General features: G+C 65.7%; 23 protein-coding genes, 1 tRNA gene and 1 riboswitch. Of the genes, 16 read left to right on the top strand and 8 right to left on the bottom strand.

Going from position 1 to position 26578, the window contains the following annotated elements:
* Positions 1-71: 71 nt before the first annotated feature.
* A tRNA-Ser gene (locus tag FOY53_RS14635) sits at positions 72-161 on the bottom strand.
* 218 nt (positions 162-379) lie between these two features.
* Here FOY53_RS14635 and FOY53_RS14630 point away from each other — a divergent pair.
* The 5 genes from FOY53_RS14630 (at position 380) to FOY53_RS14610 (ending at position 5690) form a co-directional block, all read left to right on the top strand.
* A complete protein-coding gene (locus FOY53_RS14630; protein ID WP_246107412.1) occupies positions 380-1324 on the top strand; it encodes an SPOR domain-containing protein in 945 nt (314 codons plus the stop codon).
* A gap of 141 nt (positions 1325-1465) precedes the next feature.
* Positions 1466-2656: a D-alanyl-D-alanine carboxypeptidase family protein gene (locus tag FOY53_RS14625; RefSeq protein WP_146590125.1), complete on the top strand. Its 1191-nt coding sequence runs from the start codon at positions 1466-1468 to the stop codon at positions 2654-2656.
* On the top strand, positions 2653-3300 hold the full coding sequence (gene tmk, locus FOY53_RS14620; protein WP_146590124.1) for a dTMP kinase: 648 nt from the start codon (positions 2653-2655) through the stop codon (positions 3298-3300). The genes FOY53_RS14625 and tmk overlap by 4 nt, the downstream gene beginning before the upstream one ends.
* A complete protein-coding gene (locus FOY53_RS14615) occupies positions 3297-4442 on the top strand; it encodes a DNA polymerase III subunit delta' (RefSeq protein WP_146590123.1) in 1146 nt (381 codons plus the stop codon). The genes tmk and FOY53_RS14615 overlap by 4 nt, the downstream gene beginning before the upstream one ends.
* A 177-nt stretch (positions 4443-4619) precedes the next feature.
* Complete coding sequence (locus FOY53_RS14610) at positions 4620-5690, top strand: Hint domain-containing protein (RefSeq protein WP_186766620.1); 1071 nt, start codon at positions 4620-4622, stop codon at positions 5688-5690.
* A gap of 56 nt (positions 5691-5746) precedes the next feature.
* Here the strand turns inward: FOY53_RS14610 and FOY53_RS14605 are convergent, their stop codons facing one another.
* Positions 5747-6262, bottom strand: coding sequence for an SH3 domain-containing protein (locus FOY53_RS14605; RefSeq protein ID WP_146590121.1), 516 nt, complete (start codon positions 6260-6262; stop codon positions 5747-5749).
* A 106-nt stretch (positions 6263-6368) separates the two neighbouring features.
* On the opposite strand from FOY53_RS14605, the gene FOY53_RS14600 reads away from it, so the two are divergent.
* The 3 genes from FOY53_RS14600 (at position 6369) to FOY53_RS14590 (ending at position 11036) form a co-directional block, all read left to right on the top strand.
* Complete coding sequence (locus FOY53_RS14600; RefSeq protein ID WP_146590120.1) at positions 6369-7355, top strand: 2-hydroxyacid dehydrogenase; 987 nt, start codon at positions 6369-6371, stop codon at positions 7353-7355.
* A gap of 233 nt (positions 7356-7588) precedes the next feature.
* A complete protein-coding gene (ggt, locus tag FOY53_RS14595; RefSeq protein WP_146590119.1) occupies positions 7589-9373 on the top strand; it encodes a gamma-glutamyltransferase in 1785 nt (594 codons plus the stop codon).
* Positions 9374-9500: 127 nt separating this feature from the next.
* Positions 9501-11036: an alkaline phosphatase D family protein gene (locus tag FOY53_RS14590; protein WP_146590117.1), complete on the top strand. Its 1536-nt coding sequence runs from the start codon at positions 9501-9503 to the stop codon at positions 11034-11036.
* A gap of 182 nt (positions 11037-11218) precedes the next feature.
* Here FOY53_RS14590 and FOY53_RS14585 read toward each other — a convergent pair whose 3' ends face one another.
* Entirely contained in the window at positions 11219-12820 is a 1602-nt protein-coding gene (locus FOY53_RS14585; protein ID WP_146590115.1) for a 2-isopropylmalate synthase, read from the bottom strand.
* A 308-nt stretch (positions 12821-13128) separates the two neighbouring features.
* Between FOY53_RS14585 and FOY53_RS14580 the strand changes: the two genes are divergently transcribed.
* The gene (locus tag FOY53_RS14580; protein ID WP_146590113.1) at positions 13129-13794 is read left to right on the top strand and encodes an SDR family NAD(P)-dependent oxidoreductase; all 666 of its coding nucleotides are present in this window, start codon (positions 13129-13131) and stop codon (positions 13792-13794) included.
* 116 nt (positions 13795-13910) lie between these two features.
* On the opposite strand, the gene FOY53_RS14575 is transcribed toward FOY53_RS14580, so the two are convergent.
* Positions 13911-15248 carry an MORN repeat-containing protein gene (locus FOY53_RS14575; protein WP_246107420.1) on the bottom strand — a complete coding sequence of 446 codons (1338 nt, stop codon included), beginning with the start codon at positions 15246-15248 and terminating at the stop codon, positions 13911-13913.
* Between the two features lie 226 nt (positions 15249-15474).
* On the opposite strand from FOY53_RS14575, the gene FOY53_RS14570 reads away from it, so the two are divergent.
* Both FOY53_RS14570 and FOY53_RS14565 read left to right on the top strand, forming a co-directional pair.
* Complete coding sequence (locus tag FOY53_RS14570) at positions 15475-17133, top strand: NAD+ synthase (RefSeq protein WP_146590109.1); 1659 nt, start codon at positions 15475-15477, stop codon at positions 17131-17133.
* A 5-nt stretch (positions 17134-17138) separates the two neighbouring features.
* Positions 17139-18200, top strand: a complete 1062-nt coding sequence (locus FOY53_RS14565; RefSeq protein ID WP_146590107.1) for a glycosyltransferase family 4 protein — start codon at positions 17139-17141, stop codon at positions 18198-18200.
* A 13-nt stretch (positions 18201-18213) separates the two neighbouring features.
* On the opposite strand, the gene FOY53_RS14560 is transcribed toward FOY53_RS14565, so the two are convergent.
* Complete coding sequence (locus FOY53_RS14560) at positions 18214-18618, bottom strand: metallopeptidase family protein (RefSeq protein WP_146590105.1); 405 nt, start codon at positions 18616-18618, stop codon at positions 18214-18216.
* A 133-nt stretch (positions 18619-18751) separates the two neighbouring features.
* On the opposite strand from FOY53_RS14560, the gene FOY53_RS14555 reads away from it, so the two are divergent.
* Positions 18752-19303 (top strand): 2OG-Fe(II) oxygenase, encoded by a 552-nt coding sequence (locus FOY53_RS14555; RefSeq protein WP_146590103.1) that lies wholly within the window; start codon positions 18752-18754, stop codon positions 19301-19303.
* Here FOY53_RS14555 and thpR read toward each other — a convergent pair.
* A complete protein-coding gene (thpR, locus tag FOY53_RS14550) occupies positions 19300-19836 on the bottom strand; it encodes an RNA 2',3'-cyclic phosphodiesterase (protein WP_146590101.1) in 537 nt (178 codons plus the stop codon). The two genes, FOY53_RS14555 and thpR, sit on opposite strands and share 4 nt — an antisense overlap.
* A 57-nt stretch (positions 19837-19893) precedes the next feature.
* Between thpR and FOY53_RS14545 the strand changes: the two genes are divergently transcribed.
* Complete coding sequence (locus FOY53_RS14545) at positions 19894-21201, top strand: MFS transporter (protein WP_146590099.1); 1308 nt, start codon at positions 19894-19896, stop codon at positions 21199-21201.
* Positions 21202-21260: 59 nt separating this feature from the next.
* Entirely contained in the window at positions 21261-22598 is a 1338-nt protein-coding gene (gltX, locus tag FOY53_RS14540; RefSeq protein WP_146590097.1) for a glutamate--tRNA ligase, read from the top strand.
* A gap of 68 nt (positions 22599-22666) precedes the next feature.
* On the opposite strand, the gene FOY53_RS14535 is transcribed toward gltX, so the two are convergent.
* Positions 22667-23932 (bottom strand): DUF2254 domain-containing protein, encoded by a 1266-nt coding sequence (locus tag FOY53_RS14535; RefSeq protein WP_146590095.1) that lies wholly within the window; start codon positions 23930-23932, stop codon positions 22667-22669.
* Entirely contained in the window at positions 23932-24495 is a 564-nt protein-coding gene (locus FOY53_RS14530; protein WP_146590093.1) for a gamma-glutamylcyclotransferase family protein, read from the bottom strand. The genes FOY53_RS14535 and FOY53_RS14530 overlap by 1 nt, the downstream gene beginning before the upstream one ends.
* Before the next feature lie 149 nt (positions 24496-24644).
* Positions 24645-24731: riboswitch (glycine riboswitch) on the top strand.
* A 161-nt stretch (positions 24732-24892) separates the two neighbouring features.
* On the opposite strand from FOY53_RS14530, the gene gcvT reads away from it, so the two are divergent.
* Both gcvT and gcvH read left to right on the top strand, forming a co-directional pair.
* Positions 24893-26146, top strand: a complete 1254-nt coding sequence (gene gcvT, locus FOY53_RS14525; protein WP_146590091.1) for a glycine cleavage system aminomethyltransferase GcvT — start codon at positions 24893-24895, stop codon at positions 26144-26146.
* A 19-nt stretch (positions 26147-26165) separates the two neighbouring features.
* Entirely contained in the window at positions 26166-26528 is a 363-nt protein-coding gene (gene gcvH / locus FOY53_RS14520; protein ID WP_146590089.1) for a glycine cleavage system protein GcvH, read from the top strand.
* Positions 26529-26578: the final 50 nt, after the last annotated feature.

The following is a 26578-nucleotide window of genomic DNA, read 5'->3' as shown; positions in this document are numbered from 1 at the left end:
GACAAAATGGGGGATGGGAGTGCGGTCCCCAACACCAATATATTGATGTTACACAGAAATTTTATGTGTTGTGGCGGAGGCTGTGGGATTCGAACCCACGGGACGCTCTCACGCCCAACGGTTTTCAAGACCGCCGCATTCGACCACTCTGCCAAACCTCCGGTGCGGCTGCCTTTAGACCGCTTCTGGCGATTCTGAAAGCGGATGTGCGGAAATTCTGCCAGGGTTGCGCTGTGGCCTTTTCTTGTTCGCGGCAAGGGGCTAAGCTCTGCCAGGACGGGCCCGCGCTGCACTGCGCGTGGCCTTGATGCATCAAAGACCGGTAAATCCGGCGACATGGCGCGGCGAGCGTGGCGCGTGACAGGCTGAGGGGCACAACATGAGCGGTGGAATAATGTCACCAGAGTTTCGCGGTAAGACCCTGCGCAGCGTCGCGACGGGTCTGATCATCCTGACACTCGGCGCCTGCGACAATGCTCGGATGCCGGGGTTTCTTCAGCCCAAGGCCAAGGCCGACAGCGCTGCGGCAGACGGGCCGCGCAAGACGCAACTGGTCGAACGGGATATCGAGACGCCGGAAGTGTTCCAGGCCACAGAGGCAGGTCTGTGGGACGGGCGTCCGTCCCTGGGCGGGGTCTGGGTGGCCCATCCGGATGTCAAGGATCCCGAGCGGGTGATCGTGCGCAACGAAAAGAATGGTCAGTTCGTGATCGGGGCCCTTTTCCGGCGCGAGCGCGAAACGCCGGGTCCGCGGCTGCAGATCTCGTCGGATGCCGCCGCCGCGCTGGGGATGCTGGCCGGGCAGCCCGCTAACCTGAACGTCGTGGCCCTGCGGCGCGAGGAAGTAGCGGCAGAGCCTGAGGCGCCGGTGTCACCACCCGCTGTGGGCGCGGCGCAGTTGGATGCGCCGTCAGAAATCACCGAAGGCGCGCTTGATCCCGTTGTTGCCGACGCATCCGCTGCGATTGCGGCCGCGCCGCTCGCTCCCGCGGCGCCGCCGGCTGCGGTTGCGGCTGCGGCTGCGGCTGCGGTGTCGGAACCGTCGGCCGCTGCGCCGAAACCGGCGACGGCGCCAGCCAAGGCGGCGGCGATGGCCAAGCCGTTCATCCAGCTTGGCATCTTCAGCGTCGAGGAGAACGCCAACAACACCGCAACCGCGATGCGGCAGGCCGGCATGGTGCCGACGGTCAAGAAACAGTCCTCGAGCGGCAAGGCCTTCTGGCGCGTGCTGGTCGGTCCGGTGCAGAACGCAGGCGAACTTGACGCGCTGCTGGGCAAGATCAAGGCCAAGGGGTTCAACGACGCCTATGCCGTCTCCAATTGACGGCGCGGTCACCATTCGGCGGGCCGGGAGGCGGCGCGAGAGGTACGTGCGCCGAAAGGTGAACGCGGAGTGGTTCAATTCAGCGGCAAGTCCCTGTAGAAATGAACCTGCACAACAGATCAGGCAGAAGGAGATGCCGTAATGATTCCGACCCTTCGCACGTTCATGGCCGGGATATCGGTCGCGGCGCTGCTGGCCGGTTCCGCTGCCGCCTTTGAAACCCGCGCGCGGGCGGCATTTGTGCTTGACCAGTCGACGGGCACGGTGCTGCTGGCCAAAAATGCCGATGAGGCGCTGCCGCCGGCTTCCATGTCCAAGCTGATGACCCTTTACATGGCCTTCGAGGCGATCAAGGAAAATCGTCTGAGCCTGGACGAGCGCCTGCCGGTGTCGCAGCACGCCATGTCCTATGGCGGATCCACCATGTTCCTTGACACCACCGACCGAGTCCGGGTCGATGACCTCTTGCGCGGGATCATCGTGTTGTCGGGCAACGATGCCTGTGCGGTGATTGCCGAGGCGCTGAGCCCGGACGGCACCGAACGCGGCTTTGCCGACCTGATGACCCGACGGGCGCAGCAGATGGGGATGACCAGTTCTACCTTCAAGAATTCCAACGGCTGGCCCGCAGACGGGCACCTGATGTCGATGCGGGACCTGACGCTGCTGGCCAGCCACCTGATCCGCGACTTTCCCGAATTCTATCCCATCTTTGCCGAGCAGAAATTCGAGTTTGACGGCCGCGCGCCACAGAATTCGTCCAACCGCAACCCCTTGCTGGGGCTGGGCATCGGGGCGGACGGGCTCAAGACCGGGCACACATCCGAAGCGGGCTACGGGCTGGTCGGGTCCGCCCAGCAGAACGGCCGCCGGATAATCTTTTCGATGACCGGGCTGGATTCGACCCGGGCCCGGGCCGAGGAATCCGAATCCGTGGTGAACTGGGCCTTTCGCCAGTTCGCCGAAAAGCAGATCACCACGGCCGGCAAGCCGATTGCCACGGCGCAGGTCTGGAACGGCGCGGCGGACAGTGTCGGGCTTGTCACGACCGAGGATGTCAGGCTGCTGTTGCCGACGCTCACCGGCGCGCCGCTGGACGCCGAGGTGGTCTATACCGGACCGCTGCAGGCGCCGATCGCCAAGGGCGCGCAACTGGCCGAATTGATCATCCGTCCCGAAGGGCTGCCGGAACACCGCGTGCAGCTGGTTGCGGAACATGCCGTGGCGCGTGGCGGGTTCGTGAACCGGATGCTCACCGTTTCCAAAGCGCTGATTGCCCGCGTCAATGCCTCGTCCGAAGCTCCGGCGCCGACGACCGAGGAGACGATGTGACGGCAGAGGGCCTATTCGTCAGTTTCGAAGGCATCGACGGTTCCGGCAAATCCACCCAGGCGCGGCGTCTGGCCGATGCCCTGCGCGCCAGGGGGCGGGACGTGGTTCTGACCCGCGAGCCGGGGGGATCGCCGGGGGCCGAAGAGATACGGGCGCTGGTGTTGCAGGGCGACCCCGACCGCTGGTCGGCGGAAACCGAACTGCTGCTGTTCACCGCGGCGCGCCGCGACCACCTCGAACGCACGATACGTCCGGCGCTGGCGGCGGGCAAAATCGTGATCTGCGACCGATTTGCCGACAGCACGCGGATGTACCAGGGGCTCTCGCGCGGGGATCTGCGCGCTGCGGTCGACATCCTGCATGACCTGATGATCGGGCAGGAGCCGGACCTGACCCTGCTGGTTGACATGGATCCCATCGCGGCACTGAGGCGGGCCAAGGCGCGCGCCACCGCCGAAGAGCGGTTCGAGGATTTTGGCCAGGCGTTGCAGGACCGGATGCGCGCCGGTTTCCTGGCTCTGGCCGACGAGTTTGCACACAGGTTCCGGGTGATCGACGGCACCCGCGACGAGGACACGGTGGCCGCCGCCGTGCTGGCCGCCGTCGATCCGGTTCTGGCGGCCCGTGCGGGTGCCGGGACATGAAGGACGAAACGCTGCCAGAAGCCGACCGCGTCGAAGGTGCACCCCATCCGCGCGAAACGACCGATCTGATCGGGCAGGGGGCGGCCGAACAGGCGTTCCTGTCGGCTTTCGCGGCCGACCGGCTGCATCATGGCTGGCTCATCACCGGACCGCAGGGGCTGGGCAAGGCGACACTGGCCTGGCGCATTGCGCGCTTTCTTCTGGTCACACCCGACCCTGTGGACGATGGCGGCATGTTCGGCGCGCCGCCGCCGCCGCGCAGCCTGTCCATCGCGCCGGACCACCCGGTCATGCACCGCACGCGCGCGCTGTCCGAACCGGGGCTGAAGCTGGTGCGTCGCGCCTGGGATGACAAGGCCAAGCGGCTCAAGACCCAGTTGACGGTCGAGGAAGTGCGCGAACTCAAAGGCTTTTTCGCGCTGTCCGCGACCGATGGCGGCCGCCGCGTGGTGATTGTCGACAGCGTTGACGAAATGAACCCCAGCGCGGCCAATGCGATCCTCAAGCTGCTGGAAGAGCCGCCGGCACGTACCGTGCTGCTGCTGATCAGCCATCAGCCTTCGGGCCTGTTGCCGACGATCCGCTCGCGGTGCCGCGAATTGCGCCTGTCGCCGCTCGGCGCGGCGGACATGTCCGCGGCCCTGGCGCAGGCCGGCGCCGATGTCGGCGCGCAGGAGGCCGAAGCCCTGGCCGCCCTGTCCGCCGGGTCTGTCGGCGCGGCGCTGCGTCTGCTGAATCTCGACGGGCTGAAACTTTATGCCGATCTCATCGCGCTGTTTGCCAGCCTGCCGGATCTGGACCGCCCGCGCGCGATTGCGCTGGCCGAAAGTGTGGCGGCACGCGGCCGCGAAGAGCGACTGGATCTGCTGTTCACGCTGCTGGACCTGGCCGTGTCCCGTTTGGCGCGCAGTGGCGTGACCGGCGTGCCGCCGTCCCCCGAGGCCGCCCGGGGCGAAGCGCAGGTGATGGCGCGGCTCGCACCGACCCCGCAATCAGGCCGCGTCTGGGCGGCACTGGCACAGACCTCGGGCGACCGGGCGCGGCATGGACGGGCGGTGAACATCGACCCGGCCGCGCTGGTTCTGGATGCCCTGCTGCGGTTGCGGGACTGTGCCGCTGAAAACCTGCGAGCTGCAACCTGAGGGGGAATAGTTCAACCTCGTTTGCGCCATAAGGTGCGGTGACGTTGCCGAATTGCCACCGTGCCCCGCGGACCTCGGGGGTCCCGTGGCGGCCGAACGCAGGGGACTTTGCCGAACCGTATGAATCTGATACAAAAACGGCAATAAGTAAAAAAAAGCGAGCAGGTAACAAGTATAATGGCAACGGGCTTTACAGGCACGTTCGTCATCTCTTGGTCACAGACGGAAGTGGACGGGTTTGAGGCCGCACCGGTGTCGTCCCTGACAGTGGGCGCGGCATGGTCCTGGCAAGGTGAGCCTGTGCGGGTGGATGGCCCCAGCACCTTGCTGCGGCTTGATCGTGCCGAGGGAGAGACGAACACACGCAAACGCGCGGCACGCATGGTGCGCCGTCTCATCGGTGCGGCAGTTTCGCAGGCGCCATTGCACACGATTTCTGACGACGTTTCACAACCGATGGTGGACTCGTCCTTTGTCGTGACCAATGGCCTGCAAAGCTTTACCGTCACGCTGATCGAGGTCGGCAATGGCGCCGCACCGTTGCTGATGTTTGTCGATGACATTCCGCCGCGCGGCACCGATCTCTGGATCGTGCATCACACCCTTGAACCGAAGCCCGACGATGTGTCACCTGGGCTCGAGGCGGGCGGCGTGATTTGCTTTACCCCGGGCACCCGTATCGCCACTCCCGCCGGCCAGGTGCGCGTCGAGGACCTGCGCGAAGGCGACAGCGTGCAGACCAAGGACAGCGGCGCCCAGGAAATCCGCTGGATCGGCAGCCGCCGCATGTCCGGCGCGCGGTTGTTCGCGGTTCCGGCCCTGCGCCCCATCCGCATCCTCGCCGGAGCGCTGGGGATCGAACGGCCGGACGATGCGGTTCTGGTGTCGCCGGAACACCGGATGCTGGTGCGTGGACCGGTGGCGCGGGCCCTGTTCAACACCCCCGAAGTGCTGGTGGCGGCCAAGGACCTGGTCAACGGCCGCGACGTGATCGTGGACAGGATGGTACGGGAAGTGACCTATGTGCATCTGCTGCTGCCGCGTCACGAGGTGCTGTTTGCCAATGGCGTCGAAACCGAGAGTTTCCACCCGGCTCATGCTGCCCTGAGCACTCTGAGTGACACGGACCGGACGCGGCTGTTGGGGCTGATACCCGGAGTGTCGGGAAATCCTCACAGCTATGGCGACCCTGTGCGCCGCAACCTGTCCTCCTCGGAAGCGGCGATCCTGTTGCACGAAGCTGCCTGACGGGGCGTGATCTGGCGCGCGGCCGGCCGGGTCCCGGTTCCGGTAGCAGTGTCCTGCTATTCGCGCAGTTCTTCCGGATCAACGCCCCAGACCGCGCGTTTGACCGCCCAGCCGGAATAGCCGCCGGCGCTCAACTCGCACCAGTCGGTTTCGCAATCGCCCAGTTTGGCAATGACACCCAGGGCCAGCCGGGCGGTGACGGGGGCCGAGATCTTGGGGCGGGAATGCAGTTCCACCATGTCCTCTTCGACCAGAACCGTGCGCACCCCGGACAGCAGTGAATAATGCACCCAGCCGCCGGCGCCGTCGCGGTCCCGCACCCGGCGCCAGTGGCCGTATTCGGCGGTGACCTCGAGCGGCATGTCACGGCGCGTGTAGACCCAGTCGATGCGGTGGGTCAGGGACGGCCCGCGCCGGACGTTGCCTTCGGTGGCCTTCATCGACACGAAACGCGGGATCGGCAGGTTGGTCACCGCGCCGCGTTCCTCGGTGGCCGCCAGCGGGGTTGGTCCTGCCAGAACCGAAAGCCCCAGGGTCGCTGCTGCGACCCATCCCCTAATCGTCGCGATCATTCTGTTGTCCTGCTCAGAGTTTTTCCGGCGGGGTTCTTGTGACCCGTCCTGATATGACGCACTGTGCCGCCAAACCGAAGGCAGGGAAAGTACGAGGAGGCGTGATATGCCATCAAAACGTCTGAGTGTTGTCGTGACGCGACGCTTGCCCGACGCCGTAGAAACGCGGCTGAGCGAATTGTTCGACACGCGGTTGCGGACCGTGGACACGCCGATGAGCCGCAGCGAGATGGCGGCGGCGCTGCAGGATGCCGATGTGCTGGTGCCGACTGTGACGGACGTGCTGGATGCGGGCATGATCGGGCAGGCCGGCGACCGGCTGCGGCTGATTGCGAACTATGGCGCGGGGGTCGATCACATTGACGTCGCCACCGCCCGCCAGCGCGGCATTCTGGTGTCCAACACGCCCGGTGTCGTGACCGAGGACACGGCCGACATGGCCATGGCGCTGATGCTGGCCGTGACCCGGCGGATGCCCGAGGGGCTGGCCGTGATGCAGGCCGGTGAATGGCAGGGCTGGGCGCCGACGGCCTTTCTCGGCGGGCGTCTGGGCGGGCGGCGATTGGGCATTCTGGGGATGGGGCGGATCGGTCTGGCGGTGGCCCGTCGCGCGCGGGCCTTTGGCATGCAGATCCACTATCACAACCGCCGCCGACTGCGCCCCGAGATCGAGGAGCCGCTGGAAGCGACGTTCTGGGAAAGTCTGGATCAGATGATGGCCCGGATGGACGTGATTTCGGTCAATTGCCCGCATACGCCATCGACCTTCCACCTGCTGAACGCCCGGCGGTTGAAGCTGATGAAATCCACCGCCGTGGTGGTCAATACCTCGCGCGGTGAGGTGATCGACGAAAACGCGCTGGCGCGCATGCTGAAGGCGCATGAACTGGCAGGCGCCGGTCTGGATGTCTATGAAAACGGGGTGGATGTGAACCCGGACCTGCGGGCGCAGCCGAATGTCGTGCTGCTGCCGCACATGGGGTCGGCCACCGTGGAAGGGCGTCTGGAAATGGGGGAAAAGGTGTTGCTCAACATCAAGACCTTTGCCGATGGGCACCGCCCGCCGGATCAGGTCGTGCCCTCGATGCTCTGAGGCAATCTCCGCGTGTTCCCACGGACGCGCGGAGCACGGGATGCGGTGCCGCGGGACGGCGCATTTGACCCCCGGATTTCCCGACGCCCCATCGCTCTGGCGAGACGGGGCACCCTTCAACCTGGCGGATGTCGGGGCTGCGTGTTGGTGCAGGACTTGAACGTTTTTGGCAGAACTAGCGAAAAAGCCGTGCTAATGTATCGGCAAAAGCAGATTCCGGAAGGTTGATTTCCATGCGATATCTGACACTTGGGGGCATTCTGGTGACGGCACTTGCCGTGCCTGCCGCAGCCCAGCAGGCCTCGGACGCGGTGGCCCCCGAAGGGCCCGCCGTTTCCGGTTTCGAAGCGATGTCAGGCGCGGTGGCGGCTGCGATCCAGTCCAGGGAACAGGGTGTCCCGGTTGTGGCGCAGAACTGGATGGTCTCGGCGGCCAACCCGCACGCTGTGTCCGCCGGAGCGGAGGTCCTGCGGCAAGGCGGCACCGCAGCGGATGCGATGATCGCGGTGCAGGCGGTGCTGGGGCTGGTCGAGCCGCAATCCTCGGGACTGGGCGGCGGCGCGTTTCTGGTCTGGCATGATGGCACGACCGGAGAGATCACCACGCTGGACGGCCGCGAAGCGGCGCCTCTGGCCGCGACACCCCGGCTGTTCCAGGACGAGGCCGGCGAGCCGCTGAGCTTTTTCGAGGCGGTTGTCGGGGGCCGGTCGGTGGGGGTGCCGGGCACGCCCGCATTGATGCAGGCGGCGCATGACCGCTGGGGCAAAGCTGCCTGGGGCGGGTTGTTCGACCCGGCTATTTCTCTGGCCGAGCAGGGGTTCCAGGTGTCGGCGCGGCTGGCGGCGCTGATCGCCGACGACACCGAGAGACTGGCCGAATTCCCCGACACCGCGGCCTATTTTCTACCCGATGGCGCGCCGCTGCAGGCCGGAACGACCCTGACCAACCAGGCTTATGCCGACACGCTGAAACGCATCGCCGCCGAGGGGGCAGGCGTCTTCTATACCTCCGAGATCGCGCGGGATATCGTCGACCGCGTCAAGGGTGCAGACGGCAACCCCGGGGTGCTGGAGCCGGTGGATCTGGCGATCTACAGGGTCAAGGAGCGACCGGCGATCTGTGTTGACTACCGTGCGCACGAGGTCTGTGGCATGGGGCCGCCGTCCTCTGGCGCGCTGACAGTGGGGCAGGTGCTGGGGATGCTGGAAAGTTACCAGCTTCCCGGCGCGGCGGATGCCGAAGCCTGGCGGCTGATCGGGGATGCGTCGCGGCTGGCGTTTGCGGATCGCGGCCGCTTTATGGCCGACAGTGACTTTGTGCCGATGCCGACCATGGGGCTGGTGGCACCAGGCTATCTGGCCGAACGGGCGCAGTTGCTTGGCGGTGACGACGCGCTTCCCGAAGTCAGCGCCGGAAACCCCGATTTCGAGCATGCCGCGCTCTGGGCCGAAGACGAAAGTGCCGAATTCCCCTCGACCTCGCATATCTCGATCGTCGATCAGTACGGCAATGCCCTGTCGATGACGACCACCATCGAAAACGGCTTTGGGTCCCGCCTCATGGTGCATGGCTTTCTGCTCAACAATGAACTGACTGATTTCTCTTTCCGCTCGCACGCCGAGGGTGTGCCGATCGCCAACCGGGTCGAGCCCGGCAAACGGCCCCGTTCGTCCATGGCGCCGACAATCGTGCGCAAGGACGGCAAGCCGGTGCTGGTGGTGGGAAGCCCCGGGGGCAGCCGGATCATCGGCTATGTCACCCAGGCGATCATCTCCTATCTCGACTGGGGTATGGATGTGCAGCAGGCCGTTGCCGCTCCACACGGGGTGAACCGGTTCGGCACATTCGACCTTGAGGTCGGCACCCTGATGGAGACGCTTGGCCCCGATTTGGAAATGCTGGGCTACGAGGTTTCCGTGCAGGCACTGAATTCGGGCCTGCATGCGATCTCGATCGGTCCGGACGGTCTGCGCGGCGGGGCGGACCCGCGCCGCGAGGGGATTGCCCTGGGCGAATAGGCCGGCACCGGTGGCCAGGCCACGACGGTTGCGCAAACCGTCATGAATGTTTCGTCACGCCGAAGCCGCGACGTTACACGCGGTGCAGATGGTCGCGGATGTATCCCTCATTCACGGAGCCATCCCCATGCCACGCATAACCCTCACCCGCCGCCAGACCCTGCTGGGCGGTGCCGCCCTTGGCACTGCGCTGGCGGTTCCAGCGCTGTCACATGCGCAGTCACGCCCGGCGATCACGCATGGTGTCATGTCCGGTGACGTGGCGCATGACGGTGCGGTGATCTGGGCCCGCGCCGACCGCGAAGCCAAGATGCTGGTTGAATGGGCCACCACCGAAAGCCTGTCCGACCTGCGCGCCGTTCCCGGGCTGGCGGTCGGCCCCTCGACCGATTTCACCGGCAAGCTGGCCCTGTCCGGGCTGCCGAGCGATCAGAACATCTTTTACCGGGTGACCATGGCCGATCTGGCCGACAATACGCTGTCGCAACCGGTTCCGGGGCAGTTTCGCACCGCTCCGATGGGCAACCGCGACATCAGCTTTGTGTGGTCCGGTGACACGGCCGGGCAGGGCTGGGGCATCGACGAAGACCGCGGCGGAATGACCACTTATGCCACCATGCTGCAGCATGGCCCGGACTTCTTCCTGCATTCGGGTGACACCGTCTATGCCGATGGTCCGCTGAAGGAGGAAGTGGCCCTGACCGATGGTACGATCTGGAAGAATATCGTCACCGAGGCCAAGTCCAAAGTGGCCGAGACGCTGGATGAATTCCGCGGACAGCACCTCTACAACGCGATGGACAGGAACGTGCAGGCCTTCAACGCCGCCGTGCCGATCATTGCCCAGTGGGATGACCACGAGGTGACAAACAACTGGTATCCGAACGAGATGCTGTCATCGGACGACCGCTATACCGTCAAGTCGCTGCAGACGCTGTCGGCCCGGGCGTCCCGGGCGTTTCACGAAATGATGCCGACGCGGCAGATGCCGTCCGAACCGATGCGGGTCTATCGCAAGGTGTCCTATGGCCCGCTGCTCGACATCTTCGTGATCGACATGCGCAGCTATCGCGGCGACAACACCGCCAACACCGAAGCGGGCGGCACGCCGTTCCTCGGGGCCGAGCAGATGGCCTGGCTGAAGCGTGAAATGGTGACATCGACCGCGACCTGGAAGGTCATCGCCTCGGACATGCCAATCGGGATGATGGTACGCGATGGTGAGACCAATATGGAAAACGGCGCCAATGGTGACGGCCCGGTGCTGGGGCGCGAGCAGGATATCGCGGCGGTGTTGTCCTTTGTCAAATCGGCCGGAATCGCCAACACCGTCTGGCTGACGGCGGATGTGCACTACACTGCCGCGCACCATTATTCGCCGGACCGCGCGGTGTTCCAGGAGTTCGAGCCGTTCTGGGAATTCGTCTCGGGTCCGCTGCACGCGGGCACCTTTGGTCCGTCGGACTATGACAACACCTTTGGTCCCGAAGTCCGGTTTGCCAAACATCCGGAACCGGGGCAGGCCAACCTGCCCCCCAGCGACGGGATGCAATTTTTCGGCAAAGTCGACATCGCAGCCGACACCGGCGTGATGACGGTGCGGCTGATGGACAGCGCGGATCACGAACTGTGGTCCGTCGAGCTTGAGCCAAAAATGGGTTGAATGCCTGGCGCGGCGACGGGGGCATGATATCCCCCGCGCCGCCATTCCAGCCTATTGCCTGCTGTGCCGTTTTTCACAGGCGGGAACCGGACCGGCTCACCGGCCGCGCCGGAACCATCGTCGCACCGGATCCGGGGAGCCAACCACCCCCGCCTTTGCCGCCGGGGGGGTGCCGTGTCCTGTCAGCCCACGTCCTTGTAGCTGATTTCCTTGACATCCTTGCCAACCTTGCTGCGCCGCACCAGCAGGCGGTTGAGCGCGTTGACATATGCCTTGGCCGAAGCGACGACCGTATCGGTGTCTGCCGACTGGCCGGTGGCGATCATGCCGTCCTCTTCGAGGCGCACCGACACCGTCGCCTGGGCGTCGGTGCCTTCGGTCACGGCATTGACCTGATACAGTTGCAGGATTGCCTCTGTCGGGTGCAGTTCGCGCACCGCCTTGAAGGTGGCATCCACCGGACCGTCGCCGTGGGCGGTGGCGCTGACTTCCTTGCCGTCGACCTCCATCTCGAGCTGGGCCTCGGCCGGGCCGCCGGTGCCGCAGACGACACGGAGGTTGAGGATCTGGAGCCGGTCATCGCCCTCGGTGGTCGCGGTCACAAGCGCGAGGATGTCGTCGTCATAGACCTCCTTCTTGCGATCGGCGAGCTCCTTGAAGCGCACGAAGATGTCCTTGAGCTGGTTGTCCCCGACATCAACCCCCATCTGCCGCAGCTTGTCGCGCAGGGCGGCGCGGCCAGAGTGTTTTCCCATCACCAGGCTTGTGGCCGAAAGGCCGACGTCCTCGGGGCGCATGATCTCGAAGGTTTCGGCGTTCTTCAGCATCCCGTCCTGGTGGATGCCGCTTTCATGGGCAAAGGCGTTCTTGCCGACGATGGCCTTGTTGAACTGCACGGCAAAGCCCGACACGGCAGCGACACGCCGCGAGATATGCATGAGCTTGGTGGTGTCGATGCGGGTTTCGAAGGGCATGATGTCGCCGCGCACGCGCAGCGCCATCACCACCTCTTCCAAAGCGGTGTTGCCGGCGCGCTCGCCAAGACCGTTGATCGTGCATTCGATCTGGCGCGCGCCCCCGGCAACCGCCGCGAGCGAATTGGCCGTCGCCATGCCAAGGTCGTTGTGGCAGTGCGTGGCAAAGATCACCCCGTCCGCGCCCGGCACCGTGGCGATCAGGTTGCGGATCAGCTCGGCGGATTCCACCGGGGCGGTATACCCGACGGTGTCGGGGATGTTGATGGTCGAGGCGCCGGCCTTGATCGCGATTTCAACCGTGCGGCACAGATAGTCCCACTCGGTGCGGGTGGCATCCATCGGCGACCACTGGACGTTGTCACAGAGATTGCGGGCGTGGGTGACCGTGTCGTGAATGCGATCGGCCATTTCATCCATCGAAAGGTTGGGAATGGCGCGGTGCAGCGGCGAGGTGCCGATAAAGGTATGGATGCGCGGTTGGGCGGCACCTTTCACCGCCTCCCAACACCGGTCGATGTCGGTGTATTGTGCCCGGGCAAGCCCGCAGATCACCGACCGCTTGGACCGTATGGCGATCTCGGAAACGGCACGGAAGTCGCCTTCGGAGGCGATCGGGAAACCTGCCTCGATGATGTCGACGCCCATGTCGTCGAGCAGCTCGGCAATCTCGAGCTTTTCGTCATGGGTCATGGTGGCGCCGGGGGACTGTTCGCCATCGCGCAGGGTGGTGTCGAAAATCACCACCTTGTCTTTGCGCCCCTGCGGCGCACCACGCTCTGATGCGGGAGTGTTGGACGTATCGGTCATGTCTGAATCTTTCTCAATCTTCTCCTGGGTGTGTCCGGCGCGGAACAAGCCTCCTCTGAGCGATTGCGCCGTGACGGCACGCTCAGAGGCGGATTAGGAGAAGCAGGCCATGCAGCGGCGCGCCAGCGGCACGCGCGCCAGACGCCACGACCGCGCCAGAGGCGCGTTCAGGTGTCGGAATATGGCACAGGGTTGTCATGCCCGGCATCATAGCTGGCGTTTGTGAAATGAAAACCCGGAAAATGGTGCCCGATGCGGCGTTGGATGCGGGGATTGAAGGGCGGGTTCCTGCCGCTAGCTTGTCCGGCATGAAGCAGGCATTGATCATAGGCAGCAGCGGCGGAATCGGCTCGGCACTCTGTGCGGCGCTGGCGGCGCGGGGCGTCGCGGTCACGGGCGTGTCCCGGTCGCACACGGGCCTTGATGTGACCGACGAGGCCTCGGTCGAGCGGCACCTTGGCGCGATGCAGGGGCCGTTTGACCTGATACTGGTGGCGACCGGAGCCCTGTCGCTCAACGGCGCCCGGCCGGAAAAGTCGCTGCGGGCGCTGAGCGCACAGGCGCTGGCGGATCAGTTCGCCTTGAACGCGACCGGCCCGGCGCTGGTGCTGAAACATGCGGTGCGGCTGTTGCCACGCCGTGCGCCCGCGGTCTTTGCCGCGCTTTCCGCCCGGGTCGGGAGCATCACCGACAACCGGCTGGGCGGCTGGTATTCTTACCGGGCGTCCAAGTCGGCGCTGAACCAAATTCTGCACGGTGCGGCGATCGAACTGAAGCGCAGCCATCCGGAACTGGCCGTGGTGGCGTTGCACCCCGGCACGGTCGGGACGGCCTTCACCGCCGACTATGCCGAGCACACCCTGATGGTGCCGCCGGTCGAGGCGGCGGAAAACCTGTTGCGGGTGATTGCCGGACTGGACGCGTCAGACACCGGAAAATTCTATGACTGGCAAGGCCGGGTCATCCCCTGGTGATCCATCGACCCGGTGCCGGATCAGGGCGCCGCGCGCAGGGCGGCGAAGTTCCGGGCCCGTCCAGAAGGTGCCCAACGCGGGCGGCTGGAGCAACCGCGCCCTGTCAGGGGGCCGGGTCAGTCGTCGAGCGCACCGTTGATCCACTCGCCGCTCGCTTCTTCGCCGGTGGCATAGCGCATTGTGCCGGTGCCCTGCCTCTTGCCGTCCTTGAACGCACCCTCATAGACGTCGCCGTTGGCGTAGGTGGCGGTTCCGGTGCCTTCGATTTCGCCATCGGCCCAGTCGCCGGCGTATTTGAACCCGTCGGCCATGGTGATCTCGCCGGTGCCGTGGCGCTGTCCGTCCACAAACGTACCGGTGTAGACCGTGCCGTCGGGGTAGGTGGCGGTGCCCTGTCCGTGGCGCTGGCCATCCTTCCATTCACCCTCGTACCGATAGCCGTCGGCATAGGTCATCACGCCGTAACCGTTGTTGCGGGCGTTCTCGAACCGCCCCTCGTAGACCAGCCCGTTGGCATAGGTGGCGCGACCCTCACCGTCGATCACCCCGTCGACCCAGTCGCCGTCGTAGGTCGACCCGTCGGGATAGGTGATGCGGCCCTTGCCGTTGGCCAGATCGCCGCGGAACATGCCGACATAGACAGACCCGTCGGGATAGGTGACTTCGCCCTCACCCTCGATCTGACCGGCCACCCAGTTGCCGGAGTATCGGTAGCCATCCGAGCCGACGAACGTACCCTGACCCTGCCGCTGGTCAGCCTCGAATTCGCCTTCGTAGGTGTCGCCGTTGGCGTAAGTGACCTTGCCATTGCCGTCGCGCCGTCCGGCCACCAGTTCGCCCTCGTAGATATCGCCGTTGGGCTGTGTGAGCTTGCCGACGCCGTCGATCTGCCCGCCCTGCCACATGCCCTCGTAGATCAGCCCGTCCGGCATCGTCAGCTTGCCTTCGCCCGCCCGCGCGCCCCCGGCAACGCGGCCTTCGTACAGCGACCCGTCGGGATAGGTGATGGTGCCGTTGCCTTCCTTGACGCCGTTGACCCAGTCGCCTTCGTACTTGTAGCCCCCGGGCGAGGTCATGGTGCCGCGGCCATGGTGCAGGGCATTGCGGAATGCGCCCTCGTAGCGCACGCCGTTGGCGTAGATCGCCACACCCTTGCCCGTGATCTTGCCGTCAAGCCATGTCCCCTCGTAGGTGCCGCCGTCGGCAAAGACGATCTTGCCGATGCCCTCGGGCTTTCCCTTGGCGAACTGACCCTCGTAGACCGATCCGTTCGGAAAGCGCGCGACGCCCTTGCCGCGGATCTCGCCGTCGCTCCAGTCGCCGGTGTATTCATAGCCATTGGGCAGCCGGTACGTGCCGGTGCCATCCTGCAACCCGTTGCGGAAGGTGCCTTCATAGACGCCACCGTCATCATATTGTTTGGTCACGACGCCGTCGCTTTGCGCCAGAGCCATGCCGCTCAGGGCGCCGGTCAGCGCCAGAGCCGCCGCGATGCTGAATCCGTGCCGCGATCCTTTGGTCATGTCGCTCTTCCGCCCCTGCTCATGTCTCATTGCCTGAAACTGCTTAAAATCTAAGGGACAGTGCCGGTCGATACAATCTCTTTTGGCCGCGGGTGCTTCCCCTCGGGCGGGGTTCTGCTATGTGGACTTCCGAAATTGAAGCGAAAGGCGACACGGTATGGCAGAGCGGTTCCGGCTGACAATGGCACAGCTCAACCCGACGGTGGGTGACCTTGCGGGCAACGCAGCGCTGGCACGCGACGTCTGGGAACAGGGGCGGGAAGCCGGTGCCGACATGGTCGCGCTGCCCGAGATGTTCATCACCGGGTACAATGCGCAGGACCTGGTGATGAAGCCCGCCTTTCACATCGAGGCGATCAACACGATCCGCGCTCTGGCGGCAGACTGTGCCGATGGACCGGCGCTGGCCATCGGCGGTCCCTGGGTCGAGGGGACGGAACTGTTCAACGCCTATTTCATCTGCAAAGGCGGCAGGATCGCCTCGACCGTGATGAAACACCACCTGCCCAACGAGACGGTGTTCGACGAGGTGCGGGTCTTTGACGCCGGTCCGCTGGGCGGGCCCTATGCGGTGGGGGATGTGCGCATCGGTTCCCCGGTCTGCGAGGACGCCTGGCACGAGGATGTCTCGGAGACCCTGGCCGAGACCGGTGCCGAGTTCCTGCTGGTGCCGAACGGATCGCCCTATTATCGCGGAAAATTCGAGACGCGTCTGAACAAGATGGTTGCGCGGGTGGTCGAGACCGGCCTGCCGCTGATTTACCTCAACATGGTGGGCGGTCAGGACGATCAGGTGTTTGACGGCGGCTCTTTCGTGCTCAACCCCGGTGGGGAAATGGCGGTGAAGCTGCCGGTGTTCGACACCGTGGTCGCGCATGTGGATCTTGAGCGCGGGCCTGACGGCTGGCGTTGCCTGCCGGGGCCGTTCACCGCGCATCCCGACATGATGGAGCAGGATTACCGGGTCATGGTCGAGGCGCTGCGCGACTACATGCGCAAGACCGGTTTCAAAAAGGTGCTGCTGGGGCTGTCCGGCGGCATCGATTCCGCGATTGTCGCCACCATCGCAACCGATGCTCTGGGGGCGGAAAATGTGCGCTGCGTGATGCTGCCGTCCGAGTATACTTCGCAAGCCTCGCTGGAGGATGCCAAGGCGGTGGCGCAGGCGCTGGGCTGCCGGTACGATTTTGTACCGATTGCCGAGGGGCGGGCGGCGATCACCGCGACTCTGGCGCCGGTGTTCGAAGGCACCAGGCCCGATCTCACCGAAGAGAACATTCAGTCGCGTCTGCGCGGCCTGCTGCTGATGGCGATGTCCAACAAGTTCGGCGAGATGCTGCTGACCACGGGCAACAAGTCCGAGGTCGCGGTCGGTTATGCCACGATCTACGGCGACATGGCCGGCGGCTACAATCCGATCAAGGACATGTACAAGACCCGGGTGTTCGATGTCTGCCGCTGGCGCAATGCCAACCATCGCGACTGGATGAATGGCCCGGCCGGCGAAGTCATTGCCGCGCGTATCATCGACAAGCCGCCCTCGGCCGAACTGCGCGCAGATCAGAAGGATAGCGATTCGCTGCCGGACTATCCGGTGCTGGACGGGATACTGAAGATCCTGATCGACGGCGACGGATCCATCGAGGACTGTGTCGCTGCCGGTTTCGACAGGGCCGATGCAAAGCAGGTCGAGCATTTGATTTACATCAGTGAATACAAACGCTTCCAGTCGGCGCCGGGGGCGCGGCTCAGCAAGCACGCTTTCTGGCTGGACCGCCGCTATCCGATCGTGAACCGCTGGCGCGACGGGAGCTGAGCGCCATGGCACATGTGCTGTTTGTCGTGCCGCGCTTTCACACCAATCTGTTTTTTGCGACGCGCGCGCTGATCGGGGCCGGGCATCGGGTGACGGTTCTGGCCGCCAGCCAGTCGGCGGCGATGGAGGACCATTCGGTCGTGGTGCCGCAGGTCATGGGCGAGTCACCGGCCCGCGATGCGGTGTGCCGGGTGCTGGAAGCGGACCGTCCCGACCTGGTGCTGCTGCGCACCTCGGGGGCGTTGTCCAGACAGGTCGCACAGGTGTCGCGCCGCCTGCGCCTGCGCGTGGTGGGCTATGACCAGCGACCGATGACCGAACCCAGATCGCTGCGCAGACGGCTTTCCCTGTGGTTGCAGGGCCGTCCCTGGCAGCGGGTCACGCCGGTCCCCGGCGTGGATGCCGCCGCCCCGCAGGACCAGGCGGCGTCCTACCTGCCCTGGCCCACGGCCGCGCTGCCGCTGCCGACAGGGGCGGAACGGGATCAGTCGGACATGCCGGTGCGGGTGCTGTGCGTCGGCAAGCTGGCACAGGTGCGCAAGAACCAGCCGCTGCTGATTGCGGCGCTCGCGGCGCTGGGCGGCGGGGACCGGGTGCGGCTGACGCTGGTCGGTTCGACCAGCCGGGCGATTTCCGGCGCCGATGCCGACCACCACGCGGTGCTGCAACAGGCCGCGCGCGAGAACGACTGGATCGACATCCGGGGCGACGTGCCGTTTGCCGAGATGCCCGCACTTTATGCGGCGCATCACATCTGTGTTCTGCCCTCGGTGGGCGAACCGCTGGGCAGCGCACCGGTCGAAGCCATGGCCTATGGCACCATCCCGGTGATTTCCCTCGACACCGGCAGCGTCGGCTATGTCACCGATGGCGTCGACGGGCTGCGTGTGGACGTCACCGTTCCCGGCGCCCTCGAGACGGCGCTCGCGCCGCTTCTGGCGTCACCGGAACTGCGGGTGCGGCTGTCGGACGCCGCGCGCCGCACGGCCGAGACCGAGCTGTCGCCGGCGCGCTTCGTGCAGCGGATCGACGCGCTGCTGGCCACAAGCGCGGCACCTGGCGCCTGAACGCCGCGCGGTATCACTCCCACCAGCGGTCGATGGTCGCAATATCCGCATCTGACCAGCCGAAATGGTGCGCCAGTTCGTGCACCATCACATGTGTGACCAGATCGGACAGATCGACATTGCGCCGCTCGCGCCATTCCGCAAGGATCGCCTTGCGGAACAGCCAGATCGTGTCCGGCCAGGGAGCGGGATCGGAAAAGGACTTTTCGGTCATCGGGATGCCGTCATACAGCCCGGTCAGCTCGAGCGGATCCGCGATCTCAAGGTCGTGCAGGACATCCGGTGGCGCGATGTCCTCGACCCGCAGGATCACTGTCCGTGCCGCTGCCCGGAACGCCTCGGGCAGTTGTTCGATGGCCATGCGGGCCATCGCCTCAAAGGCGAGCAGGTCGGGTGCGGTGCGGTCGGGATCAGGCATGGGGGCTATATGGCGTATCTGTTGGCCCGGCAGAAGGGTACATGTCGTTTTCCGCCGCGGATGTCGCAGATGGCAAGGCGTCAGGTGGCAGATCGGCGCATGGCGGCCTCCGACAACCTGCGGAGAGCATACAATGATAGCGGTTCACAGCTGCGAGGCGGCTTTTTCCGAGGCCGAGTGCGACCAGATCGTGGCGCTGGCGCGGGACACGGCGCCAAGCGATGCCGGACTGGTGGGGCAGCAGCGCGATCACAACCTGCGCCGTGCCGATCTGGTCTGGGTCGATGACATCCCCGGCACCGGCTGGATCATGGACCGGATCATTGACGTGGTACGGGTGGCCAACCGCGACCAGTACCGGTTTGACCTGAGCGATTTTTCGGAAAGCCCGCAGATCGCCCGCTACGGCGCCGAGCGCGAGGGCCATTTTGACTGGCATGCCGATATCGGGGATGGCCCGGTTGCGGCCCGGCGCAAGCTGACCATGGTGGTGCAGCTGTCGCAGGACGCGGACTACGACGGTGGCGTTCTCGAGATCATGCCTTCGGCCAATGTCATTGCAGCACCGCGGGGCCGGGGGGCGGCGACCATCTTTCCGGCGTTCCAGCTGCACCGGGTGACACCGGTGACGCGCGGCGAGCGGTTTTCCCTGACCGTCTGGGCGCATGGCCCGGGGTTCCGCTAGGCCGCCAGCGGGTAACGCCAGAGTTCCTCGTGCTCGGCCCCGGTGGGATGCAGCCGCGAGCTGTAAAGCGCGAAGCTGCGGATCGGGATGTCGGGCAGTTTCACGGTGGCCTCGGCGGCGAGGAATTTCGCCAGCCTGTCCTGCTGGTCAGGCCGGGGCTGCGCTGGCAGGCGCGCCAGGGTCACGTGCGGGCGAAAGCGGCGGCGATCCAGTTGCAGGCCCAGCCCGTGCAACCGCGAACGGATGCGGTTGTGCAGTTCCCGAAGCCCGGGGCTGTGTTCGGCATTGATCGCCAGGGCCTGTCCGCCATAGCCGTCGAGCCCGGAAAGCGTGAGGGTAAAGGCCGGTGCGCTCAGGGCCTCGAGCGTCGCGTGAATTTCTTCCAGGCTGTCGGGCGGCTGTTCGTCCAGAAAGGCGAGCGTCAGGTGCAGGTTCTCTGCCGGGACGTGGCGGCCAAAGGGCAGGCGGTTCTGCAGCGCCTCGAGCACGGCAATATCCGAGTCGGGCAAGGGTAGGGCAATGAAACAGCGCATGTCAGCCTTGGGGTTGCAGGGGCTTGCAGCCGCCCCGGGACGCAATAGGATTGCCGTATGATCACCCTGTTGCGCAACCCCACCTATCTGAAATTGCTGTCGGCGCAGATCGTGGCGCTGACCGGAACGGGGCTGCTGACTGTCGGGCTGGGCCTGTTGGCCTATGATCTGGCGGGGGCACAGGCGGGGGCGGTGCTGGGCATCGCCTATACGATCAAGATGGTGGCCTATGTCGGGCTCAGTCCGGTCGCGCAGGCATTGGTGGTGCGGTTGCCGCGCAGGGCGGTTCTGGTCGGCGCGGATCTGCTGCGCGCGGCTGTGGCGCTGGCTCTGCCGTTTGTGGATTCGCTGTGGCAGGTTTACAGCCTGATTTTTGTGTTGCAGGCGGCGTCGGCCACCTTCACCCCGGCCTATCAGGCAACCCTGCCGGACGTGCTGCCTGACGAAGGGGACTACACCCGCGCGCTGTCGCTGTCGCGTCTGGCATACGACCTCGAGAATCTGACCAGCCCCGCGCTGGCCGGGCTGCTGCTGAGCGTGATGTCCTATTCAGGACTTTTCGTCGGGACCGTGCTGGGGTTCCTGGGCTCGGCCGCGCTGGTGCTGGCGGCGGCGGTGCCGTCCGGGGCACCCACCAACGCGGCGGGTTTTGCCGAGCGTGTGACACGGGGACTGCGGCTCTATCTGGCCGCGCCGCGTCTGCGGGGGTTGCTGTCGCTGAACCTTGCGGCGGCTGCGGGGGCGGCGTTTGTGCTGGTGAACACCGTTGTGTTGGTGCGGGCCGGGTATGGCGGCAGCGCGCAGGCGCTGGCGGGGGCGATGGCGGCATTCGGTGCCGGATCCATGGCGGCGGCGCTGGCCCTGCCTCGGGTGCTGGCGCGCTGCGGTGACCGGGCGGTGATGCTGAGCGCCACGGCGGCGCTGGTCGTGCTGATGGCGGTGGTGGCGGCGCTGCTTTGGGCGGGACTGCCACGCTGGGAACTGTTCCTGCTGCTCTGGGCCGGGCTGGGGGTGTTCTATGCGGCGATTCTCACGCCCTCGGGGCGTCTGATCCGACGGTCCGGTGCCGGTGAGGATCTTCCGGCGCTGTTTGCGGCGCATTTTGCACTCAGTCACGCCTGCTGGCTGGTGACCTATCCGCTGGCGGGATGGGCCGGCGCGGCCCTGGGCATGGCGGCGGCGATGGCGCTTCTGACCGTGCTCGCCATCGCCGGTCTGGTGCTGGCGCTGTGGCTCTGGCCGCGCGAAGTGCTGCACAGCCACCCGGAGCTGGCGGCGGATCACCCGCATCTGCAGACCAACGGTGAGCCGCGGGCCCATGCCCACCCGATGCTGACGGACGCGCTGCATCCGCGCTGGTCCTGAGGGGAAATCTGGACAATGGCCCCGGTCTGTGGGAAAGGCGGACGCAACAGGAGATGCCCATGACCACCACCCGTTTTGCCCCGTCGCCCACCGGTTTCATCCACGTCGGGAACCTGCGCACCGCATTGTTCAACTACCTGATCGCCCGCAAGGCGGGAGGCAGCTTTATCCTGCGGATCGACGACACCGACCCGGAGCGGTCAAAGCAGGAATACGTCGACGCGATCAAGCTCGATCTCGAGTGGCTGGGACTGACATGGGACCGCACCGAACGGCAGTCCGAACGTCTGGACCGCTATGCCGAGGCGGCGGACCAGCTGCGCGCCATGGGGCGTTTCTACGAGGCATTCGAAACGCCGGTGGAACTGGATCTCAAACGCAAGAAGCAACTGAACATGGGCAAGCCGCCGGTTTATGACCGGGCCGCGCTGGCACTGTCGGAGGCTGACAGGGACCGCCTGCGCGCTGAGCGCGGCTCGGGTGTGTGGCGGTTCAAGCTGGATCAGGAGCGGATCGAATGGACCGACGGCATTCTGGGGGACCTGTCGATTGACGCGGCCTCGCTGAGCGATCCGGTCCTGATCAAGGCGGACGGACAAAATCTCTATACCATGGCTTCGGTTGTCGATGACACCGAGATGGGGGTGACCCATGTCGTGCGCGGCTCGGACCATGTCACCAACACCGCGACACAGATCCAGATCATCCGCGCACTGGGCGGCACACCGCCGTCGTTCGCGCACCACAGTCTTCTGACCGGGCCACAGGGCGAAGGTCTGTCCAAGCGCCTGGGCTCGCTGGCATTGCAGGATCTGCGCGCGCAGGGGGTCGAGCCCGAGGCGTTGCTTTCGCTGATGGCGCGGCTCGGATCGTCGCAGCCGGTCGAGCTGCGGATGTCTCTGGACGAGATCGCAGACGGTTTCGAGCTGGAGCAATTCGGGTCGGCCCCGACCAAGTTCGACGTCAACGACCTGTTTCCGCTGACCGCCCGCAAGCTGCACAGCCTGCCGTTTGACGCCATCAAGGCGGACATTGCGGCGCTGGGTGTCCCCGACGACAAGGCCGAGCTGTTCTGGCAGGTCGCGCGCGAGAACATCACCGTGCGCAGCGATCTCGCCGGCTGGTGGACGCTGTTTTCCGAAGGTGCCGATCCGGTCGTGGCCGACGAGGACCGCGCGTTTGTGGCGCAGGCGATGACGCTTCTGCCCGAGGGGCCGCTGGATCACGACAGTTGGGGCCAGTGGACCAGTGCGGTAAAAGCCGCGACGGGCCGCAAGGGCAAGGGCCTGTTCATGCCCCTGCGTCTGGCAGTGACCGGCCAGCAACGCGGGCCGGAAATGGCGGATGTGCTGCCGCTGATGCAGGTGATCCGGGCACGGGACCTGGCGGCCGGCTGACATCTCCGCGCGGCTGTCCCGCCCCTGGGTTCAGGCCCGGACCGGCCACGGCGATCTCGCGCGGGGCATCACGACGCTTCGCGGGGGGCAAGCCGGTCGAGCTGTGCGAGATCGGTGACGTTGTCAATCGCCGCAAGCGCATGGTCCCGGGCGTAAGCCTGCTGTTGGCGGGCGGCGTCGGCCAGAGGCCCGGGCGCTGCGGTCAGGTCGTCGAGGGCGCGCAGCACTTCGCCGATGACCTCGATCCGTCCGGCGGCGTCGCGGATGAGCACGCAGTAGGCGTCTTCCAGCAAGTCGGCTGCGGTTGTCGCGGGCAGATGGATGCGCGGATAAAGAAGCGGGTCGTCCGGGTCTTCTCCGGACGGAGTCACGCTGTCCTGTGCATGTTCCCAAAGCAGCTTTTTCAACCTGTGCACCACGTCGATGGCGGTGCCGGGGTCGTTCACACCCGGTGACAGTGCCCGGCAGGCAATTTCGCTCAGCACCACCAGACCAAATCGGGCGTCCTGTTCCATCGTGCGTTCGCGCCCGAGGGTGACATGTTCCGCGACCCTGTCCGCCAGATCGCCCGTGGCGGCAGAGACATAACCCAGCGGCTGGCCCCTGAGGACAAACTTGCCCGGTGCGGCGCTCAGCCAGAGTGCGGCCCCGCGCTCGGTCAGCAGGTCGTTCAGGCGCGCGAGGTCGATGTACTGGATATAGGCGGATTGTTTGGCGGTCACAGGGCTGGCGCCCGGCGGCGGGGCCGTCATGTCGGCCAGCCGGTTGGCACCCAGGTTGGGCGCCCTGCTGTAGCTCTTGAGGCTGCCCTGTGCCGCGACTTCGGCCTGCCAGAGGGTGTGGTCCATGCTGCCAAGGTGGCTGAGCAGGTCGATCCAGCGCAGGATGGCCACCACGATCAGGACAATGGTGACGATGGTCAGGCCAAAGACCACGACCGCCGCGGCCTCGCCATAGAAACCGGCGTTGAACATCACCAGCGCGGTCAGTGAAAACAGGAAGCCGCTGACAAAGGTGGCCAGCACCGTCTGCGTGGTGCCGTCCTGCATCAGCACGCGGTAGGCGCGCGGCGTGCCCTGACTGGCGGCCGATTGGAAGGCGCTGACCATGACGCCCAGCGAAAAGGTGGTCACGGTCAGCAGCGACGAGGCGAGGATCGACAGGATCGGCAGCACGGCATCAACGCCGAATCTGTCTTCGAGCTTTTCGGGGATGAACCCTTCCAGCGTCGGGGCGAACAGGGCCGCCAGGACCGCAAGACCGGCCATCAGCACGACGCGAACCCCCAACCGCCTTGCAAAGCGCAGTGCCAGCATCAGGGGCTTGGACAGCATCACACCAGAACCTTGCAGCCAAGCGATTGCAGCGCCTGGTCGACGTACAGGCGTTCCGACGCCGTCAGCTCCTGTGCTCTGGGGTATCGCGGCCGGGCGCGGTCATCACGGATCGGGGCCTCCCAGCCGGTGGTGGTGGCAAGGAACCGGTCCGCGCCGGCGCGGCCAAATTCGAGCAGATAGCCTTGCAGGACCACGTCCAGATAGCTGAGCAGCACCGGATGGCTTGCGTCCGGCAGCCGGTGGCTGTCCTCGGGGATCGCATAGATCGCAATCTCCGATGTGGTGTCGAGCGGATGCGAGACGCAATGCGACGCCGCCAGGCGGTCGTAATTCGCCTCGCGCAGGTCCAGCGCGGCCCAGTCCTGTCCCGGAACGACCGCCACCAGTCCTTCGATCATGCAGCCCGGATCGGGGACCACGGTCAGAAAGGCCGGTTCGCGGGCGGATGTGCAGCGCCACGCACGGCGCCACCCGGTGGCCTGCGCGGGAAAGGCGGGGGTGTAGATATGCGTGCGGCGGTTTACGAGGGAGCCATAGCCGAAAAAATATGAGTTGGTCATGGCGATATAAATGCGTGCCGCCAAGGTATTGTCAAATTCGGTGCGGCGATTTAGCGAGGCGTGGCTAAAGTCTGTGCGGAGGGTCTCAATGGTGACGCGAATTGCCAGCTGGGTGCTTGTGTCAACCCAGCGAGTCGTCTAGCTTGACCCTCGTCACGACGGGAGAACCGGCGCAAGCCGGTGCCGAAGGAGCAACCGCCCCGGAAACTCTCAGGCCCAAGGACCGCCGTGACTTCGAGGACTCTGGAGAGAGGCGCGCCAATCCGCGTCCGCCGAAGGGATAATGATCTCAGGCGACAGGACAGAGGGGGCGTTCCGGGTGTGGGGACTCTCTCCGTGCCAAGAATGCCCTAGGTGCGGTACTTGCCGTGGCCGGGCCTGATGTGATGGGGGTTTCATGACCAACAAGACCGGTGCGAGCGAAACGACTGCCAAGGATGATTTGTCGCAGTTCGAAGTCCGCGAAACCTGCGGCTGTGGTGGCGACCACGCGCCCGGGGCACATCACCACGATCACGCCGCGCCCCAAGATCAGGGGCCGAAGCGCACGCCGCTGTACGATCTGCATCTGGAACTGGGCGGCAAGATGGTGGAATTTGCCGGCTATCAGATGCCGGTTCAGTATCCCCTGGGTGTGCTGAAGGAACACCAGCACACCCGCGCCAGGGCCGGTCTGTTTGACGTCAGCCATATGGGGCAGGTGATCCTGCAATCCCGTCAGGAAGACGCGGCGGCAGCCTTAGAGCGGCTGGTGCCGGTGGATGTCGCGGGTCTGCAAGAGGGCCGCCAGCGCTATGCCATGTTCACAAATGATGCCGGCGGAATCGAGGACGATCTGATGATCGCCAACCGGGGGGATCATCTGTTTGTGGTGGTCAACGCCGCCTGCAAGGAGGCGGATGTCGCGCGGATGCGTGCGGCGCTGGAACCCGGCGTCATTGTGCGCCTGCTGGACTCGCGTGCGCTGCTGGCGTTGCAGGGGCCTGCGGCAGAGGACGTTCTGGCGGGGCTGAACCCGGCGGTGCGCGAGATGCGGTTCATGGATGTCGCGACGGTCGAGCTTGCCGGTGCCGAATGCTGGGTGTCGCGGTCGGGCTATACCGGCGAGGACGGATACGAGATTTCGGTGCCCGCAGCAGCGGCCGTGGATCTGGCGCGGGCACTGCTGGCGCATGGCGACGTCGAGCCGATCGGTCTGGGCGCGCGGGATTCGCTGCGGCTGGAGGCCGGGCTGTGCCTGTATGGCCATGACATCGACGCGACCACCTCGCCAGTCGAGGCGGGGCTGAGCTGGGCAATCCAGAAGGTGCGCCGCGCCGATGGTGCCCGGGCGGGTGGCTTTCCGGGGGCAGAGCGCATCCTGCGGGAACTGGTTGAGGCACCGGCCCGGCTGCGGGTCGGCCTGTTGCCGGAAGGCCGGGCGCCGATGCGCGAAGGCGTCGCGCTGTTTGCGGACCCTGACAGCGCGACCCCGGTGGGACAGGTCACTTCGGGCGGGTTCGGTCCGACCGTCGGCGCGCCGTTGGCGATGGGATATGTTCCGGCGGCGATGGCTGCACCCGGGACAGAACTGTTCGGCGAGGTCCGCGGCAAGCGGCTGGCCGTACGGGTGGTGAAGATGCCCTTCACCCCTGCAAATTTCAAACGATGAACTGTCACGGGAGACGTAAATGAAGTTCACCGAAGAACATGAGTGGCTGCGCGAAGAAGACGACGGCGTGATCGTCGTCGGCATCACCGAACATGCTGCGGAACAGCTGGGCGACGTGGTGTTCGTCGAACTGCCGGATGTCGGCACGGTCATCAGCAAGGATGACGAGGTTGTCGTGATCGAGAGCGTCAAGGCGGCATCGGACATTCTGGCCCCCATCGACGGCGAGATTGTCGAGGTGAACGAGGTGATCGTGGCCGAGCCGGGCAAGGTCAACGACGATCCCGAGGGGGACGCGTGGTTCTTCAAGGTGAAGATCGACGACATGAGCCAGCTGGACGATTACATGGACGAAGCCGCCTACAAGAAGTTCATCGGCTGACGCCGGCGTTTCGGCCCGGTGCGGGATGCACCGGGCCGACTACCGGGGGG

Origin of the sequence: Puniceibacterium confluentis, assembly GCF_007923445.1 — a bacterium.
In the GTDB taxonomy this organism is placed as follows: domain Bacteria; phylum Pseudomonadota; class Alphaproteobacteria; order Rhodobacterales; family Rhodobacteraceae; genus Puniceibacterium; species Puniceibacterium confluentis.
This window is presented reverse-complemented; position numbering and strand designations above follow the sequence as displayed.

Coding starts and splice junctions, on each gene's coding strand:
- FOY53_RS14565 (WP_146590107.1), top strand. CDS start 17,139: ATGGCACATGTGCTGTTTGTCGTGCCGCGCTTTCACACCAATCTGTTT.
- ggt (WP_146590119.1), top strand. CDS start 7,589: ATGCGATATCTGACACTTGGGGGCATTCTGGTGACGGCACTTGCCGTG.
- thpR (WP_146590101.1), bottom strand. CDS start 19,836: ATGCGCTGTTTCATTGCCCTACCCTTGCCCGACTCGGATATTGCCGTG.
- gltX (WP_146590097.1), top strand. CDS start 21,261: ATGACCACCACCCGTTTTGCCCCGTCGCCCACCGGTTTCATCCACGTC.
- FOY53_RS14560 (WP_146590105.1), bottom strand. CDS start 18,618: ATGCCTGATCCCGACCGCACCGCACCCGACCTGCTCGCCTTTGAGGCG.
- FOY53_RS14580 (WP_146590113.1), top strand. CDS start 13,129: ATGAAGCAGGCATTGATCATAGGCAGCAGCGGCGGAATCGGCTCGGCA.
- FOY53_RS14570 (WP_146590109.1), top strand. CDS start 15,475: ATGGCAGAGCGGTTCCGGCTGACAATGGCACAGCTCAACCCGACGGTG.
- FOY53_RS14545 (WP_146590099.1), top strand. CDS start 19,894: ATGATCACCCTGTTGCGCAACCCCACCTATCTGAAATTGCTGTCGGCG.
- FOY53_RS14615 (WP_146590123.1), top strand. CDS start 3,297: ATGAAGGACGAAACGCTGCCAGAAGCCGACCGCGTCGAAGGTGCACCC.
- FOY53_RS14590 (WP_146590117.1), top strand. CDS start 9,501: ATGCCACGCATAACCCTCACCCGCCGCCAGACCCTGCTGGGCGGTGCC.
- FOY53_RS14555 (WP_146590103.1), top strand. CDS start 18,752: ATGATAGCGGTTCACAGCTGCGAGGCGGCTTTTTCCGAGGCCGAGTGC.
- FOY53_RS14610 (WP_186766620.1), top strand. CDS start 4,620: ATGGCAACGGGCTTTACAGGCACGTTCGTCATCTCTTGGTCACAGACG.
- FOY53_RS14575 (WP_246107420.1), bottom strand. CDS start 15,248: ATGGCTCTGGCGCAAAGCGACGGCGTCGTGACCAAACAATATGATGAC.
- FOY53_RS14535 (WP_146590095.1), bottom strand. CDS start 23,932: ATGCTGTCCAAGCCCCTGATGCTGGCACTGCGCTTTGCAAGGCGGTTG.
- FOY53_RS14605 (WP_146590121.1), bottom strand. CDS start 6,262: ATGATCGCGACGATTAGGGGATGGGTCGCAGCAGCGACCCTGGGGCTT.
- FOY53_RS14530 (WP_146590093.1), bottom strand. CDS start 24,495: ATGACCAACTCATATTTTTTCGGCTATGGCTCCCTCGTAAACCGCCGC.
- FOY53_RS14600 (WP_146590120.1), top strand. CDS start 6,369: ATGCCATCAAAACGTCTGAGTGTTGTCGTGACGCGACGCTTGCCCGAC.
- gcvT (WP_146590091.1), top strand. CDS start 24,893: ATGACCAACAAGACCGGTGCGAGCGAAACGACTGCCAAGGATGATTTG.
- FOY53_RS14585 (WP_146590115.1), bottom strand. CDS start 12,820: ATGACCGATACGTCCAACACTCCCGCATCAGAGCGTGGTGCGCCGCAG.
- gcvH (WP_146590089.1), top strand. CDS start 26,166: ATGAAGTTCACCGAAGAACATGAGTGGCTGCGCGAAGAAGACGACGGC.
- FOY53_RS14630 (WP_246107412.1), top strand. CDS start 380: ATGAGCGGTGGAATAATGTCACCAGAGTTTCGCGGTAAGACCCTGCGC.
- FOY53_RS14625 (WP_146590125.1), top strand. CDS start 1,466: ATGATTCCGACCCTTCGCACGTTCATGGCCGGGATATCGGTCGCGGCG.